The following is a 19,075-nucleotide window of genomic DNA, read 5'->3' as shown; positions in this document are numbered from 1 at the left end:
CAGGACTTGTTCTTCAGGACTTGTTCTTGCGCTCGCGCAGCTCGCCGAATACGGCGGCGGCATCCGCGCCCTTCATGTGTAGCCTGGCCGCGACCTCGGGCGCATCAGCCCGCAGGAACACGTTTGCTCGCTTCTCGTCACCAAGCAGTGAGGGAATCGTGGGCTTGTTCTCGGCCCGCAGCTTCGTCACTTCGGCCGCGCGTGCCTGCAGCGCCGCATTGTCCGGATCGACCGTGAGCGCGAACTTGACGTTGGATGCCGTGTATTCGTGGCCGCAATAGAGCTTGAAGTCGTCGGGCAGGGCACGCAGCTTCAGAAGCGAATCCCACATCATCGGGTAGGTGCCTTCGAACACGCGGCCGCAGCCGATCGAGAACAGCGTGTCGGCGGCGAACACGGTCTTCTCGGTGTCGAACACGTAGGAGATATGGTCGAGCGTGTGGCCGGGCGTCTCCACGACACGGGCCAGCAAATTGCCGATCTTGACCACGTCGGCATTGGCGACGCGCAGGTCGACGTCGGCGATCTTCGTGGTCTTGTCATGCGGCGCGACGACGCGGCAATTGTATTTCTGCTTGAGTTCGGCGACCCCGCCGACATGATCGCCGTGATGATGGGTGATCAGGATGTCGGTGAGCTGCCAGCCCTCGCGCTCCAGCGCCCTCAGGATCGGGCCGGCTTCCGGCGCGTCGATCGACGCCGTCGCCTTGGTTTCCACATCGTGGATCAGGTAACCGAAATTGTCGTTTAAACAGCTGAAAGTACGAATTTCGGCGGCCATGACATCTCCATCGGGCTCAGCCCCGCCAGACAGATATGGCGTTAACGTTGCGCAGGCAATGCAATATTCAGCGCGCAGCCGCCGCCTTGTGCATGTTACATTGCCGTCATGAGCATCGACGTCGTCGACCTTCGCGAATTCTATTCCCGCCGCCTCGGGATCGTGGCGCGGCAGATGATCAATCGCGGCATCAGGGAGCGCTGGCCGACCGCCGAGGGCCAGCGGGTGCTGGGCATCGGCTATCCCACGCCCTATCTCGGACTGTTCCGCGAGGACGCCGAGCGCTGCATCGCCTTCATGCCGGCGGCCCAGGGCGTCCTGAAATGGCCCACGGGACGGCCCGCGCTGGCCTCGCTGGTGGATGAATTCTCGCTGCCGCTTCCCGATGCCGCGGTCGACCGCATCCTGCTGGTCCATGCGCTGGAGATGTCGGACGATCCGGCCGCGCTGCTGCGCGAGGTCTGGCGGGTGCTGTCACCATCGGGCCGCGTCATGGCGGTGATCCCGAATCGCCGCGGCGTGTGGACCCGCACCGACAGCACGCCGTTCGGCCATGGCCGACCCTATTCGCGCTCGCAGATCACCGATCTGTTGCGCCAGACCTGGTTCACGCCGACCGCCTGGGGCGAGGCGCTGTTCATGCCGCCCTATGCCGGCGGCTGGGTGCTGAAATCGGCGCAGATGTGGGAGCGTGCCGGGGCGGCGCTGTCGCTGCCCTTTGCCGGCGTGCACATCGTCGAAGCGACCAAGCAGGTCTATCGCGCGATCCCCGCCAAGCGCGAACGGGCGCGGCTGATTCCCTCGCTGGCCAAGCCCGTGCTGGTGCCGTCCTCGACGACGGTGACGCGGACCTGAAAGCAGATCGTCCCGGCGCAAGGCCAGGACGATTGCAGATCACGATTGCAGATCAGAAAAATCGGAAGAAGCTTACTCGCCCGGTGCGACTTCGTCGCTGGAGCCGGCCGGAGCTGCCTCGCGCTCGGGGCGCGGGCCGTGCGGCCGGCGCCGCCGCCGCGGGAAGCGCTCACCGCCACCACTGCCCTCGAAGCCACCCTGGCCGCCATTCGCACCGCTGTTCACCTGCGGCTGCGCGCCGGTGATGAAAGAGGGCAGGCGATCGACGCTGCCGGTATCGGCGATGACGGGTTGCGGCTGGTTCTGCGGTTGCGGTTGCGGCTGATATTGCGGCTGCGGACGATGGTCGCGTTCGCGATGCTCGCGCGGTTGCTGGTTGTCGCGCTGATAGGGCTGTTGGTTGTCGCGCTGCTGATAGTCTCGTTGCTGGTGATCGCGATTGCCGTCGCGCCCAAAATTCTGCTGCTGCGGCTGGGGAACGAAGCCCGGCTCCTGGCCGAAATTCGAGAAATTCTCGCCGTCGTCCTCGCTGTCGTCGGTGCTGGTGCTGGCCGGCTCGTCGCCGCGCGGTTGCTGGTTCTGGCGGAACTGTTCCTGGGCCGCAGCGATCATGCGGAAATAATGCTCGGCGTGCTGGTAGTAGTTCTCGGCGGCGACCGGGTCGCCGGAGGAGCGCGCGTCGCGCGCAAGCTGAAGATATTTTTCGGCGATGTGCGAGGCGGTGCCACGGATCTTGATGTCGGGGCCGTTCGATTCGTAGACCCGGGTCATCGGGTTCTGGCCGCGCCGGTTATTGTTGTTGTTATTATTGTTGCGGTTGCGCATCCGCTGCTTGTTCTGACCGTTTCTCATGTCCTGCCTTTAATTCCAGCCCTAAAGGTTGCACGCATTACTGATTGCAAGAGAGTGACCTGATGACAGCGGTTCACAGTGCTCGCACGCACCGCGCACGAGAGCAGATTGAACCCTGCCAATGTTCGTCGACCGTCGCGTTCAACAAAGACGCGTTCCCCACGCCAGCATTCATTTGCCAGCGAACCCATTCATTTCGCTTGCCGAAACAAGCCCAGCTTTCTTGCGTAAGTGTTCAAGCGCAATATCAGGCTTTCGTTCACTTTGCGGTCGAGAGCAGCGCAGCTTCACTGGCCATCGCGCTCAACAGGACCTGCGGCTTGGAACCTTAATCAGTAAAGCTCTCGCCCGAGAGCCCGGCTTTCACCCGTAGGTCTACGGGGCCGGCACCGATGTGTTGATCGGAACGTAGTCGTTCCCAAGGGATATTCCAAGAGGTTTTTACGGGCCAATCCGGCTTTTATGGGGGCATTTTTCTGGCCGAAACCGCCCTTGGGATACCCGCCAGATCGGCCTTGGGTGGTCTGTCTACAGTCAACGCCGCAGCCGCCATCAAGGTTTCAATATCTCCGGCCTGACCCTGCCCGGCCTCGACGATCAGGGCCCCGCCCGGCGCCAGCCGTTCGGCCGCCTGCGGGATCAAGGCGCGGTAGGCGTCATAGCCGTCATTGCCGCCGTCGAGCGCCAGATGCGGATCATGCTCGCGCACCTCGATGCTTAACTTCGGAATTTCCCCTGAGGGAATGTAGGGTGGATTCGAGACGATGAGGTCGAACGGGCCGCGAAGCGCCGCAGCATAAGAGCAGGCGACGAAGCCGGCACGGTCGGCGAGGCTGAGGGCGGTTGCATTGGCTCTTGCGGTATTGAGTGCCGTGAGGCTGAGATCGGTGCCGACGCCAAATGCATCGGGAATTTCGTGCAGCAGCGCGAGCAGGATCGCGCCGGATCCGGTGCCGATGTCGGCGATGCGCGGCGGATGAGACAGCTCTCGTTCGCGCAACATTTCGAGCGCGCGTTCGACCACGGTCTCGGTGTCCGGACGCGGGACCAGCGTCGCGTCCGACAGACGGAACGGCAGGCCCCAGAATTCCCGCGTGCCGAGAATGCGTGCCACCGGCTCGCCGGCGATGCGGCGCCGGGCATGTTGCGCCAGACGCGATGCCTCGGCTTCGGTGAGGGGACGGGCCGCTTGTGAGATCAGGCCGGTGAGATCGAGGCCGAGCGCCGCACCGATCAGGATGCGGGCGTCGAGCTCGGCTTCGTCGAATTGTGCGGCTTTCAATTGCGCGGCCAGTGCGCGCCGCGCGCTCTCGATCGATTGCCCGGTGAAGGAAGTCTTCACGCGCCCGTCACGCCGCAGCGCCCTGGGCGGCGAGCTGCGCCGCCTGGTGCTCGGTGGTCAGCGCATCAGTCAATTCGCCGAGTGCCTCGCCGGCGATCACCTGCGGCAGCTTGTAGAGCGTCAGGTTGATACGGTGGTCGGTGACACGCCCTTGCGGGAAATTATAGGTGCGGATGCGCTCGCTGCGGTCGCCCGAGCCGACCTTCTCCTTGCGCTCGGCCGAGCGCGCGGCGTCGACGCGCTGCCGCTCGGCATCGTAGATGCGCGAGCGAAGGATGTTCATCGCGGAGGCGCGGTTTTTGTGCTGCGAACGGCTGTCCTGCATCATCACGACGATGCCGGTCGGAATGTGGGTGATGCGGATCGCCGATTCCGTCTTGTTGACGTGCTGGCCGCCGGCGCCCTGCGCGCGCATGGTCTCGATGCGGAGGTCGTCGTTCTTGATCTCGACGTCGACGTCCTCGACCTCGGGCAGCACGGCGACCGTCGCGGCCGAGGTGTGGATGCGCCCTTGCGTCTCGGTGTCGGGCACGCGCTGCACGCGGTGCACGCCGGATTCGAACTTCAGCTTCGAGAATGCGCCGCGGCCCTGCACCTCCGCGATGATTTCCTTGTAGCCGCCGACCGTGCCTTCGCTGGCCGAGATCACCTCGACCTTCCAGCCCTGCAAGGCGGCGAAGCGCTCGTACATCCGGAACAGATCGCCGGCGAACAGCGAGGCCTCGTCGCCGCCGGTGCCGGCGCGGATTTCCAGCACGACGTTGCGGTCGTCCATGGCGTCCTTCGGCAGCAGCGCGACGCGGATCTTCTGGACCAACTCCTCGATCTTGGGCGTCAGCTCGTCGCGCTCGGCCTCCGCCATGCTGCGCATCTCCGCATCTGTCGCGGGATCAGCGATCAGCGCTTCGGTGTCGGCGAGCTCCTTGACGGCGGCGCGATAGGTTTTGACCGCGTCGATCAGCGGGGCGATCTCGGCGAGCTCGCGCGTGATCTGCACATAGCGCTCGGAGGCGAGCTGTCCCAGCGATTCGGCCTCGAGCGAGGCGTGATGCGCGAGCAGAACGTCCAGTTTGGCTTCGGGGAGTGACGACATCGGTTTGGTCTCAAAAGACGGAGGGAGGCGAGGCGGCGAAGACGGGCGGCAGGCCCGCTACAACGCCAGGCCTTCGGCCTCGGCAAATTCCGTCAGCTTCTGCCGGATCGAGACGGTGCCGGAGGGCGCGTCAAGCAGTGGGCCGAGCATCGCTTCGGCCTTCTTCGCGTCGAGGTCGATCACCATCGCCTTGACCGGGCCGAGCGCGGTCGCCGAGAGCGACAGCGAGCGATAGCCCATCGCGATCAGCGCCAGCGCGCCGATCGGCTTGGAAGCCATCTCACCGCAGAGCGACAGCGATTTCTTCGCCGCGTTCGATTTCCGCGCGATCTCGCGCAGGGCGCGCAGGATCGGCGCCGACATCGTGTCGAACCGCTCGGATACCTTGGCATTGCCGCGGTCGACCGCGAACAGGAACTGGAACAGATCGTTGGAGCCGACCGAGATGAAGTCGACCTTCTTCAAGAGCTCATCGAGCTGATAGAGCAGCGCAGGCACCTCGACCATGGTGCCGATGTCGATCCGCTCGGGCAACGTGTGGCCGTGCTGGCGCAGGTAAGTGAGCTCACGCTCGACCAGCGCCTTCGCTGAGTCGAACTCGGCGACCTCCGAGATCATCGGGAACATGATGCGCAGCGCACGGCCGCCGCCGGCGCGCAGCAGCGCGCGGATCTGGCCGCGCAACAGGCCGGGACGATCGAGCCCGAGCCGGATCGCGCGCCAGCCGAGTGCGGGATTCTCCTCGATCACCGCTTCCATATAGGGCAGTGCCTTGTCGCCACCGATGTCGAGCGTGCGGAAGGTGACGGGCTTGGTGCCCGCTGCATCCAGCACGGTACGATACAGCGCGAGCTGGTCGCTGGTGCGCGGCAGGCTCTGGCCGACCATGAATTGCAGCTCGGTGCGGAACAGGCCGATGCCGGCGCTGCCGGTGTCCTCGATATGCGGCAGGTCGATCGCAAGACCCGCATTGATCATCAGCTCGACCTTCTGGCCGTCCTTGGTGACGCAGGGCCGGTCTCGCAGCGCCAGATATTGCGCCTGGCGGCGGGCGCGGAAGCGCACGCGCTCGGCGAAGGCCGCCTCGATCTCCTGCGACGGGCGGACATAGATCGAGCCCGAGGTGCCGTCGACGATGATGGCGTCGCCGGGATCGGCAATGCCGGGTGCGTTCGGCACTTCGCCGACCGCGGGAATGCCGAGCGCGCGCGCCACGATCGAGACGTGGGAATTGGCGGTGCCCTCCTCCAGCACGATGCCGCGGAGGCGCTTGCGGTCGTAGTCGAGCAGCGCCGCCGGGCCCATCGCGCGGGCGATGACGATGGCGTTGTCGGGCAACTGCTCGCGCGACGGTGCGTGGTCCTGGCCGACCAGCTGCCGCATCAGGCGGTAGCCGAGATCCTCCAGGTCGTGCAGCCGGTCGCGCAAATAGGGGTCGGTCGAACGCAGCATGCGCGCGCGGGTGTCGGATTGCACGCGCTCGACGGCGGCCTCCGCGGTAAGGCCGGTGGCGACCGCCTCGTGCAGCTTGTGCGACCAGCCCTGGTCGTTGGCGAACATGCGATAGGCTTCCAGCACCTCGCGATGCTCGCCGCCTTCGGCGACGTCGCCGCGCTCCAGCATGCGGTCGAGATCGGCGCGCAGCTTGGCGAGCGCGGTGTCGAGCCGCTTGATTTCCTTCGGCAGGTCCTCGGCGATGTAGTCCTTGATGACGACGCGCGGCTCATGCAGCACGACATGGCCGAGCGCGATGCCTTCCGACAGGATGGCGCCGACCTTCTGGGCGGAATGGCGCGCGGCCGGCTCCAGGCCCGGCTGGGCCAGCGCGGACAGCTCACCCGAGGCGATCAGCTCGGCCAGCACCATCGCGGTGGTTTGCAGGGCCTCGAGCTCTTCCTCGACATAGTTGCGCTTGGCGCGGTTCTGCACCACCAGCACGCCGAGCGTGTTGCCGGCGCGCAGGATCGGCACGCCGAGGAAGGAGTGATAGATTTCTTCGCCGGTCTCGGGACGGAACGAGAAGGCCGGGTGGCTCTGCGCATCGCTCAGATTGAGCGGGGTGGCCTCGCTGGCGACGAGGCCGACCAGGCCCTCATGGGCGCTGAGCACGGTATGGTGCACTGCCTCGCGGTTGAGACCTTCGGTGGCATAGAGCTCGAGCGTGTTGTCGATGCGCAGCACATAGACCGAGCACACCTCGGCCACCATGTTGGCGGCGATCAGCACCACGATCTTGTCCAGCCGCTCCTGGGCCGAGACCTGCTCCGCCATGGTTTCGCGGAGCCGTCTCAACAAGACGCGGGGACCTCCCGACGCGCTCCGCATGAACCGTCAATCTCCTCCGTCTGCCGGGCCCGGCGGTATCGGCCGGCGGCTGGCCCAAAATTCCAGAAAAACAACCAAATTGTTTGTCCGGCGCAGGCGCAAACTCTCGCTTGCACCGAATCAGCGGCCTGAACTGAGACACAGTCTGCGGCAGCCCACCCTGTTCGCCGTATAGCGAATTGAGGCTTGTTTTGCCAAGCAAAACGCCTGCCAAACGCGAAGGTGTGTACACCTTCGCGTTTGCTGCGACCGCTAAGAGAAAATTAGTCCAAGCATGGTCCGGAAAAGTGCGAACCGGTTTTCCGGAAAGACCATGCTGAAGCGCGACGACGTCGCGCTTCAGGCCTGATCGAGGCCGTAGAGCGTGTGCAGGGTGCGCACCGCAAGCTCGGTATAGGCAGCGTCGATCAAAACCGAGAATTTGATCTCGGAGGTTGTAATGGCCCGGATGTTGATATTCCGTCCGGCGAGGGCCGAGAAGGCCTGGGCGGCGACGCCGGCATGGCTGCGCATGCCGCTGCCGATCACCGAGATCTTGGCGACGTCGGTGGCGGTATCCAGCCGTGCATAACCGATCTTGGCCTTGGCGGCGGTGATCGTGTCCTTGGCGCGGGTGTAGTCGGCGGCCGGCACCGTGAAGGTGAGGTCGGTGGTCTTGCCGTCTTCAGAAACGTTCTGAACGATCATGTCGACGTTGATGTTGGCATCGGCCAGCGGGCCGAAGATCGATGCCGCGACGCCGGGCTTGTCCTCGATCTGGCGCACCGAGATCTGGGCCTCGTCCTTCGAAAAGGCGATGCCGGTGACGACGTGGTTTTCCATGATCTCCTCCTCGCCGCAGATCAGCGTGCCGGGCGGCTGGTTGGCATGCGGGTCGATATCCTCGGGCTTGTCGAAGCTCGAGCGAACGAAGATCGGCATGTTGTGGACCATGCCGAGTTCCACCGAGCGGACCTGGAGCACTTTGGCGCCCTGGGAAGCCAGTTCCAGCATGTCCTCGAACGCGATCTTGTCGAGCCTTTTAGCCTTCGGCACGATTCGCGGGTCGGTGGTGTAGACGCCGTCGACGTCGGTGTAGATGTCGCAGCGATCCGCCTTGACGGCGGCCGCGATCGCCACGGCCGAGGTGTCGGAGCCGCCACGGCCGAGGGTGGTGATGCGGTTGGTCTTGGGATCGATACCCTGGAAGCCCGCGATGACCGCGACCTCCTTGCGATCCTTGAAACGGGTGATGATCTCGCTGCCGTCGATGTCCTCGATCCGGGCCGAGGCATGGGCGTCGCTGGTCTTGATCGGGATCTGCCAGCCCTGCCAGGAGCGGGCCTGGATACCCATGCTCTGCAGCACGATGGCCAGTAGGCCGGACGTCACCTGCTCGCCGGAGGCGACGACGGCGTCGTATTCGCGCGCGTCGTGCATCGGCGAGGCCTCGGTGCACCAGGCCACCAGCTCGTTGGTTTTACCGGACATCGCCGAGACGACCACGGCCACCTCATGGCCGGCGTCGACCTCACGCTTCACATGGCGTGCGACGTTGCGGATACGTTCGATGTTGGCGACGGACGTGCCGCCGAATTTCATCACGAGGCGGCTCATGACGACGCGTGCATTCCTTCATAAGGATCAGTATGGTGACCCGCGCTGGACGGATGCCAGGGGATACCGACCGCGCGTATACAGAGGGGCGGGGCCGGGGGCAAGCGGGTTCCTGCGGGGGCCAATCCGGGCAATGGGTTATCAGAGGTTATGGCGCGCTATATTGACGAAATCCTGCAGCCCGGCGAGCGGGTGCTGTATTCGACCAATGCGCACTGGATCTTCTATTTTCCGGCAATTCTGGCATGGATCGTGGCTCTGGCCCTGTTCGTCCTGTCCCGCCAGAGCGACATCTACAGCATCATGATCCTGTCCCTTTTCGGCTCCGGTCTGGTGGCGCTGGCTGCCCTGTTCTGGACCCTGAAGGGCTGGTTCCATCGCTTCACCACTGAGACCGACGTCACCAACCTCAGGGTTGTGCACAAGACCGGGTTCATCAAGCGCCGCTCCTTTGAAATGGCGCTGGACAAGGTCGAAAGTGTCGACGTCAATCAGACGATTCTTGGACGTATTCTCAACTACGGTGACGTGACCATCAACGGCGTCGGCGAGGGTCGCGAAACCATCAGGACCATCGCCTCGCCGCTGGCCTTCCGTAGTTCGATCACCACGCGGTAGGACCGCGCGTAATCATGAGCATGCAGCAAAATACTTCCGCAACCGCTACCGCCCAGCCGGGCTCGACCGTCGATGCCGCCGAGATCGCCAAATTCTCGAAGCTCTCGGCCGAGTGGTGGGACCCCAAGGGCAAGATGGCGCCGCTGCACCGGATCAACCCGCTGCGGCTTGGCTATATCCGCGACGCCGCCTGCCGCAAGTTCGAGCGCAATGTCCGCAGCCTCAACTGCCTCGGCGGCCTGCGCGTGCTCGATATCGGCTGCGGCGCCGGCCTGCTGTGCGAGCCGTTGTCGCGGTTGGGAGCGCAGGTCATCGGCGTGGATCCGTCCGTCAGCAACATCGCAGCCGCGAAGCTGCATGCCGACAAGAGCCACCTTGCGATCGATTATCGCTGCACCACGGTCGAGGAGATCGACCCGCGCGAGCGCTTCGACATCGTGCTGGCGATGGAGGTGGTCGAGCACGTCGTCGACGTCGGCGTTTTCCTCAAGCGCTGCGCCTCGATGCTGAAGCCGAACGGGCTGATGGTGGTCTCGACGCTGAACCGCAACTGGAAGAGCTTTGCGCTCGCCATCGTCGGCGCCGAATATATCCTGCGCTGGTTGCCGCGCGGCACCCATGAGTGGAATAAGTTCGTCACCCCCGACGAGCTGACCAAATACCTCCTCGACAACCGCCTGGTCATCACCGAGCAGACCGGCGTCGTCTACAGCCCCTTCGCCGACAAGTGGGCCCTCTCGTCCGACATGGACGTGAACTACATGGTCGTGGCGGAAGGCATGGTGTGAGGAGACGCGAGCGGGCGAGAGCATCGCTCCTATGACGTGGGCGTGATTGACCTGCTTCGCCGCTAGCGGCAGGTTGACCAAAGTCCCAAGCCCTCCGCCCATTTCACCCCATGTTCACCGTCGCCAGCCTCTGGATTCCCTTCACCGTCATTGCTGCGCTCGGCCAGGTCGCGCGCAATGCGATGCAGCGGTCGTTGACGAAGCCGCTGGGGACATGGGGCGCGACCAATATCCGTTTCCTGTTCGGCTTCCCGTTCTCGCTGCTGTTTCTGGGCGTGGTGCTGGTCGCAACCGGCGATCGTATCGGCATGCCGCCGACCGTGTTCTGGCCGTGGCTGCTGCTCGGCGCGCTCAGCCAGATCGTCGCGACCGGCTTGATGCTGCTTGCGATGAACGATCGCTCCTTCGTGGTGACGACGGCGTACCTCAAGACCGAGGCGATCCAGACCGCGATCTTCGGCTTCGTCTTCCTCGGCGATCACCTGACCTGGCTGAAGGTGCTGGCGATCGTGATCGCGACCGTCGGCGTCGTCATCACTGCGTTGCGCCCCGGCGGAGAGAAGAGTTTTGCCGAGCTGAAGCCGACCATTACCGGCCTCGTCGCCGCTGCGGCGTTCGCACTCTCTGCGGTCGGCTTCCGCGGCGCCATCATCACGGTGCCGAACGTCTCGTTCGTGACGGCGTCGTCGTTCACGCTGGTGCTCGGGCTGTTCGTGCAGACGCTGATCCTGACGGTCTACCTGCTCTGGCGCGCGCCAAAGGTGCTGCAGTCGATCCTGGGATTATGGAAGCCGTCGCTGCTCGCCGGCTTCACGGGAGCCTTCGCCTCGCAGTTCTGGTTCCTGGCCTTCGCGCTGACGGCCGCCGCGAATGTCCGCACGCTCGCGCTGATCGAGGTGCTGTTCGCGCAAGCCGTCGCCTACTACTCTTTCAAGCAGCCGATCGCGCCGCGCGAGATCCTTGGCATCGCGCTGATCGTGGTCGGCGTGGCGGTGCTGGTGGGAGCCTAGTTCCGGTCTTCCGGCAGCGTCGGCAGCGGCGACACCTCGATGCCTTCGTCGATCAGCGACTTGGCCTCTTCGGGCGAGGCCTCGCCATAGATCGGGCGATGCTCCTTGTCGCCGTAATGCATCGCGCGGGCCTCGTTGGCGAAGCGCTCGCCGACATTGTCGGCGTTCTTGACGATGTGGTCGCGCAGCTCCTTGAGCTTGGCGCGCAGCTCGCGCTCCTGCGCCATCATCAGCGAGGTCGATCCGGGCGCAGCAGCCTCGGCCGCGGCAGTCGTGGTTGTCGCCGGCTCCGGCGGCGGGGTCGCGCGGCCGCGGCCCTTCTTGCCGACGATGCGCGGGGCCATGATTGCCTTGTCGACCTTGGCCGAGCCGCAGATCGGACAGGTCACCAGCTTGCGCTTCACCTGCGAATCGTAGGCGGAGGAACTCTGGAACCAGCTTTCGAACGCGTGGTTCCGGTCGCAGTGGAGCGCATAGCGGATCATGCCGATCCCCGCACGAGATGCAGATGGTCCGGCCCGGCCTTGGGGTCGGCAACGCCGAAGCGGCGGCCGTGCTGGAGCGAGGGGATCGCGCGGCGGGCAGTCTCGACCTTGGCCGGATCGATCTCGGCCATGATGATGCCGGGCTCGACATCGCCCTCGGCGAGGATCTCGCCCCAGGGGTCGATGATCAGCGAGTGGCCATAGGTCTCGCGCTTGTTCTCGTGCAGGCCGGCCTGCGCCGCCGCGAACACGAAACAGCCGGTCTCGATCGCGCGCGCCCGGAGCAGGATATGCCAGTGTGCCTCACCGGTCTTGCGGGTGAAGGCCGAGGGCACCGTGAGAAAGTGCGCGCCGCTCTCGGCCAGCGCGCGGTACAGCGCGGGGAAGCGTACGTCGTAGCAGATCGTCAGTCCGACGCGGCCCCAGGGCAGGTCGGAGATCACGGCGGTCTCGCCCGGCTGGTAATTGGCGGATTCGCGATAGCTCTCGCCGTCCGGCAGCTCGATGTCGAACATGTGGATCTTGTCGTAGCTCGCGAGCACATTGCCCTCGGGCCCGATCAGGAAGGAGCGGTTGACCGCCTTCTCCGGCGAGAAACGCAGCGCCAGCGAGCCGACATGGATGTGGATCCCGAGCTCCGCCGCGAGCGCCCGGTAGGCCTTCAGCGACTTGTCGTCCTCTTCGCTCTGCAGATGCTCGAACAGCGCCTTGCGGTTCAGCTGCATCATGTTGCTGACTTCGGGCGTCTGCACGTAATCGGCGCCGTTGGCCGCTGCTTGGCGGATCAGCCTGGTGGCCTGCTCGAGGCTCGGCTCGGGCATCAGGCCGGTGCGCATCTGCACCATGGCGGCGGTGAAGGTCCTGTTGTCGCTCATGATGCCGCCTTCACGCTGTCCAGCATGCCGTCGAGCCTGCCCTCGCGGTCGAGCGCGTAGAGGTCGTCGCAGCCGCCGATATGGGTTCCGCCGATCCAGATCTGCGGGAAAGTCGAGCCCTCGCCGGCGCGGTCGTACATCGCCTGGCGCCAGGACGGGTCCCTGGCGACATCGAACTCCGTGAAGGTCGCCTTCTTGCGGGTCAGCAGCGATTTGGCCGCGGAACAATAGCCGCAGCCCGGCCTCGTGTAGATCTCGACAGCAGCGGTCATGTCGTCCAGCGCTTTCATGTCATGAATTCATTGAATTATATGGGAGATCACCGGCTTTCGACAACCCGGGCGAAGACCAGCACGTCCACCTGGGCGGCCTTGGCGCGGAGCAGAGCTCGCGCGCAGGCCTCCAGTGTCGCACCCGAGGTGAGGACGTCGTCGATCAGAACGATCTGCCGGCCCTGAACCTCCGGCTGACGGTCGGGGGATACCTGGAATGCGCCCTGCACATTGGTGGCGCGCTGTGCCCGCGACAGGCCGATCTGCTGCTCGGTGGCGCGGACCCGGCGCAGCACCTCGCCGCGGACCTTCACCCCGCTGTGCCGTTCGATGATGCGCGCCAGCGCCCCAGACTGGTTGTAGCGGCGGCGCCAGGCCCGCCGCCAATGCAGGGGAACGGGAACTAGCATGTCGGCGCTCGCCAGCAGCTCTCCGCCTGCGCGGGCCATCCAGAGGCCCATGGCGGGCGCGAGATCCGTGCGGTCCTGGTATTTCAGCGCATGTACCAGGCTGCGGGCGACGTCGTCATAGCGCACCGCGGCGCGTGCCCGCTGGTAAGCCGGCGGGCTCGCGATCGCCTCCATCGACAGCATGTCGGGGCCGGGGTCATAAACGAAGGGAATACCGAGCCGCGGGCAATAGGGCCGTTCGATGAACGACAGCCGCGCCCAGCAGGACGCGCAAACGCCCTCACCATCGACCGGCTCGCGGCAGGACACGCATAGCGTCGGCAGCGCAATGTCGAGTGCAAGCCGCGCCGCCCGCGTCAGCACGTGGCGGCCGGCCGTCCATGCGGCACGAAAGGGCGCGGCGATGAAGCGGGAGGGGGCGGCGTCGGCGTCCATCGAGGGAGGCTAGCGCCGCATTCGCCGGATTGCCAGAACCATCGCGATCGGCGTAACCAGCGGCATGGCTCAGACCCCGCAGATCCCGCCCGCTCTGTTCGACCGCGCCTTGCTGCATGCGCGGCAGCGGCGTGCGCAGGCGCAAGCGCCGGTGACCTTCCTGCTCGACAGGGTCGCCGAGGATATGTCCGACCGGCTGGCCGCGGTGATGCGCGAATTTCATGCGCCGGCCGATCTCTGGACGCCCGGCGAGGGGCTGGCGGCGCTGCGCGCGCGGCTGCCTTCGATCGAACGGATCGCACTCGACGCGGCGGGCGCGGAGAAATTGCCGTTCGCGCCGGAAAGCCTCGATCTCGTCGTCTCGGCGCTGGCGCTGCAATTCGTCAACGACCTGCCGGGTGTGTTCGCGCAGATCCGCCGTGCGCTGAAGCCGGATGGACTATTGCTCGCCGCGATGATCGGCGGCGACAGCCTGACCGAGTTGCGGCAGGCGTTTGCCGCGGCGGAAGCTGAATGCGAGGGCGGCGTGTCGCCGCGCGTCGCACCGTTCGCTGATTTGCGGGACATCGGTGCACTGTTGCAGCGCGCGGGCTTTGCGCTTCCGGTCACCGATGTTGACCGTGTCGTGGTGCGCTACGCCAATGCGTTCGCCCTGATGCAGGATCTCCGCCGCATGGGCGGGACCAATGTGCTGATCGAGCGGCGGCGTATACCGAGCCGGCGTGCGACGCTGCTGCGTATGGCCGAGATCTATGCGGAGCGCTTTGCCGACGCCGACGGCCGCATCCGCGCGACGTTCGACATCATCTGGCTGTCCGGCTGGGCCCCGCATGCGAGCCAGCAACAGCCGCTGAAGCCGGGCTCGGCGAAGGCGAGCCTTGCGGAGGCGGTGAAGAAGGCGGGGAAGGAGTGATCCTCATCAGAGATCAGGTCCGGCCTCACATCAGCAAGTCAATCAAATGCGGGATCAGCGGAATGTCCGCGGGCGGCATCGGATAGTCGCGCAGCTTGTTGGCGCGGACCCATGCCAGGGTCTGGCCTTCGCGTGGCGTGACCTGCCCTTCCCAGCGCCGGCAGATGTAGAGCGGCATCAGGAGATGAAACGTCTCGTAGCCGTAGCTCGCGAAGGTCAGCGGCGCCAGGCACGGCTCGGCGACGGTGATGCCGAGCTCTTCGTGGAGTTCGCGGATCAGGCTCTGTTCCGGCCGCTCGCCGGGCTCGAGCTTGCCGCCGGGAAATTCCCAGAGGCCGGCCAGCGTCTTGCCTGGGGGGCGCTGCGCTATCAGGACGCGCTTGTCGGCGTCGACCAGCGCGCAGGCCACCACCAGTGTCAGTTTGAGATCGGCCATAAATGATGTCGCTCGCTGAAGATGAACCGCAACGGTTCGTTAACCCTGTCGCGGCCCGCGTTTCTACGGTCTCCATAAGTCATATTTAATCGACGGTTCCTAGGGTGGAACCACAACAACCACTCCAGGCCGAACCCCCATGCGTTCCGCGCTTCGCACCTTCTCGCGCCGATTTGCCCGTGACCAGCGCGGCAATATTGCAGTGATCTTCGCGCTCTGCTGCGTCCCCCTGATCACGATGGTGGGCTGCGCGGTCGATTACGCCCGCGCGACCCAGATCCGGTCCAAGCTGCAGGCTGCGGCCGATGCGGCCAGCGTCGGCTCGGTCGCCAAGGCCTCGCCCGCCTTTGCCGCCGCCGGCTCGATGACCTCGGACGGTGCGATCCCGGCCGGCGTTACCGACGCCACGAATATCTTCAATGCCAACGTCTCCAACCTGACCGGCTACACGCTGAGCAGCATCACGCCGACCGTGGTCAAGAGCGGCTCGACTGTCACCTCGACCGTGACGTTCAGCGCCACCATCAACACCATGTTCCTCGGCGTGATCGGCAAGACCGCGCTGGGCATGAGCGGGACGTCGACGGCGACGGCCACCATGCCGCTCTATGTCGACTTCTACCTGCTGCTGGACAATTCGCCGTCGATGGGCGTTGCGGCAACGCCGGCGGACGTCACCAAGATGGTGAACAATACGCCGGACAAATGCGCCTTCGCCTGCCACGACTACAATGACGCCAACAACTACTACAATCTGGCCAAGACGCTCGGCGTGACGACGCGGATCGACGTGCTACGCAGCGCGACCCAGTCGCTGATGGACACGGCCGGCGCCACCGAAACCTATTCGAACCAGTTCCGCATGGCGATCTACGATTTCGGCGCTTCGTCGAAGACGATCGGCCTGCGTGCGCTGTACTCACTGTCGGCCAGCCTGTCGAGCGCCAAGACCGCCGCCGGCGGCATCGATCTGATGGGCGTTTACGGCAACAACGATTCCTACACGGCCGACAAAGACACGCAGTTCAGCACGGTCATTCCCGCCATCAACAATGCGATCGCCGCGCCAGGCCCCGGTACGTCAGCGTCGCCGATGAAATATCTGTTCTTTGTCTCGGACGGCGTCGCCGACGAATACAATACCGGCTGCTCCAAGCCGACGGTGAGCGGCGGACGCTGCCAATCGCCGATCGACGTCTCGCTCTGCACCACCATCAAGAACCGCGGCATCAAGATCGCGGTGCTCTACACCACCTATCTGCAGCTGCCGACCAACACCTGGTACATGACGTACATCGATCCCTTCAACAAGGGACCGTTCGGTCCGTCGCCGAACAGCGAGATCGCCCAGAACATGCAGAGCTGCGCTTCGCCGGGCCTGTATTTCGAGGTGAGCCCGACGCAGGGCATCTCGGATGCGATGGCCGCGCTGTTCAGGAAGGCCGTCGCCGACGCGCGGATCTCGGGGTGAATTGAAGCAAAATTCTCCGACCGTCACCCTGAGGTGGCCGCTTCTTAGCGGCCCTCGAAGGGCGACGGCCCGGCTCTTTCCGAGCGGTTGTAGCGTGGCCATGCATCCTTCGAGGCTCCCCACGCGGCGCGTTGCGCCGCGCGTCTCGCACCTCAGGATGACGGGGTGGGAGTCGTAAAGACTACGACCTGTAATCCCCGTTGATCGCCACATATTCCTTCGTGAGGTCGCAGGTCAGCACGCGGTCGCGGCCCTTGCCGAGGCGGAGCGAGACCTTGATCGCGATCTCCGGCGCCTTCATCGCTTCCGACACCTGAGCCTCGTCATAGGACGGATCGCGCGCGCCGCTCTTGGCGACGCGGATGCCGTTGAAGGAGATCGACAGCTTGTCGCGATCGGCCGGCTCGCCGGCCTTGCCGACGGCCATCACCACGCGGCCCCAATTGGCGTCCTCGCCGGCGATCGCGGTCTTGACCAGCGGCGAGTTGGCGATCGACATCGCGATCTTGCGCGCCGAGGCCTTGGTCTTGGCGCCCTCGACGGTGATATCGACCAGCTTGCGCGCGCCTTCGCCGTCGCGGGCGACCTGCTCGGACAGGTTGGCGAGGATCTGATTGAAAGCCCTGACGAAGGCCTTCAGGCGCGGATCGCTGGCGCGGCTGATCTTCGGTGCACCGTGCTCGGCGGCGGCGCCGGTTGCGAACGCCAGCAGCGTGTCCGAGGTCGAGGTGTCGCCGTCGATCGTCACCGCGTTAAAGGTGTCCTCAACGCCGGCCTTGAGCAGGGCCTGCAGCGCGGCAGACGCGATCGGGGCGTCGGTGAAGATGAAGGACAGCATCGTCGCCATATCGGGCGCGATCATGCCGGCACCCTTGGCCATGCCGTTGATGGTGACCTTGGCCTTGCCGAGCTTCACGGTCGCGGTTGCGACCTTCGGGAAGGTGTCGGTGGTCATGATCGCCTTGGCCGCGGCGAGATAATCGCCTGCTTCCGCGGTCTCGGCGAGACGGCCGAGCACGCCGTCGAACTTGGTCGCGTCCAGCGGCTCACCGATCACCCCGGTCGAGGCCAGGAAGATTTCGCCCTCGCTGCACCCGACGGCCTTGGCCGCGATCTTTACGGTCAGCGCGGTGGAGGCACGGCCGGTCTTGCCGGTGAAGGCATTGGCGTTACCGGAATTGACGACCAGCGCGCGCGCCTTGCCGCCCTTCAGCTTGGCGCGGCACCATTCCACGGGCGCGGAGGGGCATTTTGACTTGGTGAAGACGCCGGCCACCGCAGTGCCCTTGTCCATCACCGCCAGCAGCACGTCGGTGCGGTTCTTGTAGCGGATGCCGGCCTCGGCCGTCGCGAGACGGACGCCCGCGATGGTGGGCATGGCGGGAACGTTTTTCGGGGCGAGGGGAGAGACGGCTGAGGACATCGTTGGGCGCGCCTTGATGAGGTCTGGACATGCAGATGGCCGGGCGATGCCCGGCCATTGCGACGTTAGATACTATTGGCGTCCGTGAAGTGACAGCGAATTCTGACTTCTTCGCGGTCTTACTTCTTTGCGGGCGGAGCCATCTTGCTGTCGGAGGGCTTCGCCGCATCGGCCGGCTTGGCGTCCGCCGCCGGCTGGTCCAGCCGCTCGACCTTGGCCTCCGTGCGCAGCTTGGCGACGTAGTCGGCCTGGGCCTTGCGGGTGACGTAGTTCTCGATCTGGGCCTTCACCTGCTCGAAGTCCGGCGCCTTGCGGTTACGCTTTTCCTCGACCTTGATGATGTGCCAGCCGAACTGCGACTTCACGGGGTCGGAGATCTTGCCCGGCTCGAGCGCGAATGCCACGGCCGAGAATTCCGGAACCATCTGCTCCTTGGTGAAGAAGCCGAGATCGCCGCCATCGGCCGAGCCGGGGTCCTTGGACTTCTTCTTGGCCAGCTCGGCGAAATCGGCGCCCTTGTCGATCTCGGCCTTCACCGCCTTGGCCTCATCCTCGGTCTCGACCAGGATGTGGCGGGCGCGCACTTCCTGCTCGCCGGTGATCTGCTTGGAGGCCTCCTCGTAGACCTTCTTCATGGAGTCGGGGGTGGTGGCGGCCTTGCCTTCCTGGGCGAGCAGGCTGTCCATCAGCAGGCGATTGCGGGCGAACGCCAGGCGCTTCTTGAACTCCTCGCTGTCGGCGACCTTCTTGTCTTCGGCAGCCTTGCTGACGATCTTCATGTCGATCAGGAAGGACAGGACGTTCTCGTCCTTGGTCGCCGGGTCCATCTGGGCGAGGCTGGGTCCGAGTTCCTCCTCGGCCATGGCGACGTCGCTCTTCTTGATTTCCGCGCCATTGACCTTCGCCAGCACCGGATCGTCGGCGGCCCGGAGCGGGCCCGCGAACGCCAGGGTCAGCGCCAGAGCGAGGCTGCCAGCCAGGGCCGACGCATGGCGGAAACGCTGGCCGGTGGTTACCGGGAACGAGGTGGTCATGGAAAATCCTTTTGTTGAAGCAGGGGGCTGCTCGAGCGGGGCGGACACTCGCCCAATTCAG

19 protein-coding genes are annotated in these 19,075 nt (G+C 65.2%); 6 read left to right on the top strand and 13 right to left on the bottom strand.

The genetic code is table 11. The annotated features are described in order from the left end of the window. Nucleotides 1–13: 13 nt before the first annotated feature. Nucleotides 14–781, bottom strand: coding sequence for a hydroxyacylglutathione hydrolase (gene gloB / locus RAD16_RS15780; protein WP_458158795.1), 768 nt, complete (start codon nucleotides 779–781; stop codon nucleotides 14–16). Nucleotides 782–889: 108 nt separating this feature from the next. Between gloB and RAD16_RS15775 the strand changes: the two genes are divergently transcribed. Next, nucleotides 890–1,636, top strand: coding sequence for a methyltransferase domain-containing protein (locus tag RAD16_RS15775; RefSeq protein WP_326896475.1), 747 nt, complete (start codon nucleotides 890–892; stop codon nucleotides 1,634–1,636). A gap of 72 nt (nucleotides 1,637–1,708) precedes the next feature. On the opposite strand, the gene RAD16_RS15770 is transcribed toward RAD16_RS15775, so the two are convergent. The 5 genes from RAD16_RS15770 to RAD16_RS15750 all read right to left on the bottom strand — a co-directional run bounded on the left by RAD16_RS15770 (nucleotide 1,709) and on the right by RAD16_RS15750 (nucleotide 8,844). Continuing rightward, nucleotides 1,709–2,488, bottom strand: coding sequence for a DUF4167 domain-containing protein (locus RAD16_RS15770; protein WP_458158794.1), 780 nt, complete (start codon nucleotides 2,486–2,488; stop codon nucleotides 1,709–1,711). Nucleotides 2,489–2,948: 460 nt separating this feature from the next. Then, nucleotides 2,949–3,830, bottom strand: coding sequence for a peptide chain release factor N(5)-glutamine methyltransferase (gene prmC, locus RAD16_RS15765; RefSeq protein ID WP_458158793.1), 882 nt, complete (start codon nucleotides 3,828–3,830; stop codon nucleotides 2,949–2,951). A gap of 7 nt (nucleotides 3,831–3,837) precedes the next feature. Further along, the gene (gene prfA / locus RAD16_RS15760) at nucleotides 3,838–4,923 is read right to left on the bottom strand and encodes a peptide chain release factor 1 (RefSeq protein ID WP_458158792.1); all 1,086 of its coding nucleotides are present in this window, start codon (nucleotides 4,921–4,923) and stop codon (nucleotides 3,838–3,840) included. Nucleotides 4,924–4,980: 57 nt separating this feature from the next. Next, on the bottom strand, nucleotides 4,981–7,248 hold the full coding sequence (gene ptsP, locus RAD16_RS15755) for a phosphoenolpyruvate--protein phosphotransferase (protein WP_458158791.1): 2,268 nt from the start codon (nucleotides 7,246–7,248) through the stop codon (nucleotides 4,981–4,983). 339 nt (nucleotides 7,249–7,587) lie between these two features. Next, entirely contained in the window at nucleotides 7,588–8,844 is a 1,257-nt protein-coding gene (locus RAD16_RS15750; protein ID WP_458158790.1) for an aspartate kinase, read from the bottom strand. 150 nt (nucleotides 8,845–8,994) lie between these two features. On the opposite strand from RAD16_RS15750, the gene RAD16_RS15745 reads away from it, so the two are divergent. The 3 genes from RAD16_RS15745 to RAD16_RS15735 all read left to right on the top strand — a co-directional run bounded on the left by RAD16_RS15745 (nucleotide 8,995) and on the right by RAD16_RS15735 (nucleotide 11,260). Further along, nucleotides 8,995–9,462 carry a PH domain-containing protein gene (locus RAD16_RS15745; protein ID WP_458158789.1) on the top strand — a complete coding sequence of 156 codons (468 nt, stop codon included), beginning with the start codon at nucleotides 8,995–8,997 and terminating at the stop codon, nucleotides 9,460–9,462. Nucleotides 9,463–9,476: 14 nt separating this feature from the next. Then, nucleotides 9,477–10,250, top strand: a complete 774-nt coding sequence (gene ubiG, locus RAD16_RS15740; RefSeq protein ID WP_458158788.1) for a bifunctional 2-polyprenyl-6-hydroxyphenol methylase/3-demethylubiquinol 3-O-methyltransferase UbiG — start codon at nucleotides 9,477–9,479, stop codon at nucleotides 10,248–10,250. A 110-nt stretch (nucleotides 10,251–10,360) separates the two neighbouring features. Next, on the top strand, nucleotides 10,361–11,260 hold the full coding sequence (locus RAD16_RS15735) for an EamA family transporter (protein ID WP_458158787.1): 900 nt from the start codon (nucleotides 10,361–10,363) through the stop codon (nucleotides 11,258–11,260). Here RAD16_RS15735 and RAD16_RS15730 read toward each other — a convergent pair. The 4 genes from RAD16_RS15730 to RAD16_RS15715 are packed head-to-tail and all read right to left on the bottom strand — an operon-like array spanning nucleotide 11,257 to nucleotide 13,737. Beyond that, nucleotides 11,257–11,745 (bottom strand): DUF1178 family protein, encoded by a 489-nt coding sequence (locus RAD16_RS15730; RefSeq protein WP_458158786.1) that lies wholly within the window; start codon nucleotides 11,743–11,745, stop codon nucleotides 11,257–11,259. The two genes, RAD16_RS15735 and RAD16_RS15730, sit on opposite strands and share 4 nt — an antisense overlap. Then, a complete protein-coding gene (locus tag RAD16_RS15725) occupies nucleotides 11,742–12,620 on the bottom strand; it encodes a carbon-nitrogen hydrolase family protein (RefSeq protein WP_458158785.1) in 879 nt (292 codons plus the stop codon). The genes RAD16_RS15730 and RAD16_RS15725 overlap by 4 nt, the downstream gene beginning before the upstream one ends. Continuing rightward, entirely contained in the window at nucleotides 12,617–12,892 is a 276-nt protein-coding gene (gene grxC, locus RAD16_RS15720) for a glutaredoxin 3 (RefSeq protein WP_458158838.1), read from the bottom strand. Before grxC ends, RAD16_RS15725 begins: the two co-directional genes overlap by 4 nt. 47 nt (nucleotides 12,893–12,939) lie before the next feature. Further along, on the bottom strand, nucleotides 12,940–13,737 hold the full coding sequence (locus RAD16_RS15715; protein WP_458158784.1) for a ComF family protein: 798 nt from the start codon (nucleotides 13,735–13,737) through the stop codon (nucleotides 12,940–12,942). A 64-nt stretch (nucleotides 13,738–13,801) separates the two neighbouring features. Between RAD16_RS15715 and RAD16_RS15710 the strand changes: the two genes are divergently transcribed. Beyond that, nucleotides 13,802–14,650 (top strand): methyltransferase domain-containing protein, encoded by an 849-nt coding sequence (locus RAD16_RS15710; protein ID WP_458158783.1) that lies wholly within the window; start codon nucleotides 13,802–13,804, stop codon nucleotides 14,648–14,650. Between the two features lie 25 nt (nucleotides 14,651–14,675). Here the strand turns inward: RAD16_RS15710 and RAD16_RS15705 are convergent, their stop codons facing one another. Beyond that, entirely contained in the window at nucleotides 14,676–15,086 is a 411-nt protein-coding gene (locus tag RAD16_RS15705) for a (deoxy)nucleoside triphosphate pyrophosphohydrolase (protein ID WP_262049006.1), read from the bottom strand. A gap of 139 nt (nucleotides 15,087–15,225) precedes the next feature. Here RAD16_RS15705 and RAD16_RS15700 point away from each other — a divergent pair, with 139 nt between their 5' ends. Then, on the top strand, nucleotides 15,226–16,557 hold the full coding sequence (locus tag RAD16_RS15700) for a TadE/TadG family type IV pilus assembly protein (RefSeq protein ID WP_458158782.1): 1,332 nt from the start codon (nucleotides 15,226–15,228) through the stop codon (nucleotides 16,555–16,557). A gap of 181 nt (nucleotides 16,558–16,738) precedes the next feature. Here RAD16_RS15700 and argJ read toward each other — a convergent pair whose 3' ends face one another. Further along, complete coding sequence (gene argJ / locus RAD16_RS15695; RefSeq protein ID WP_458158781.1) at nucleotides 16,739–17,980, bottom strand: bifunctional glutamate N-acetyltransferase/amino-acid acetyltransferase ArgJ; 1,242 nt, start codon at nucleotides 17,978–17,980, stop codon at nucleotides 16,739–16,741. A gap of 119 nt (nucleotides 17,981–18,099) precedes the next feature. Continuing rightward, entirely contained in the window at nucleotides 18,100–19,014 is a 915-nt protein-coding gene (locus tag RAD16_RS15690) for a peptidylprolyl isomerase (protein ID WP_458158780.1), read from the bottom strand. Nucleotides 19,015–19,075: the final 61 nt, after the last annotated feature.

It is taken from the genome of Bradyrhizobium sp. 18BD, assembly GCF_054185225.1.
This window is presented reverse-complemented; position numbering and strand designations above follow the sequence as displayed.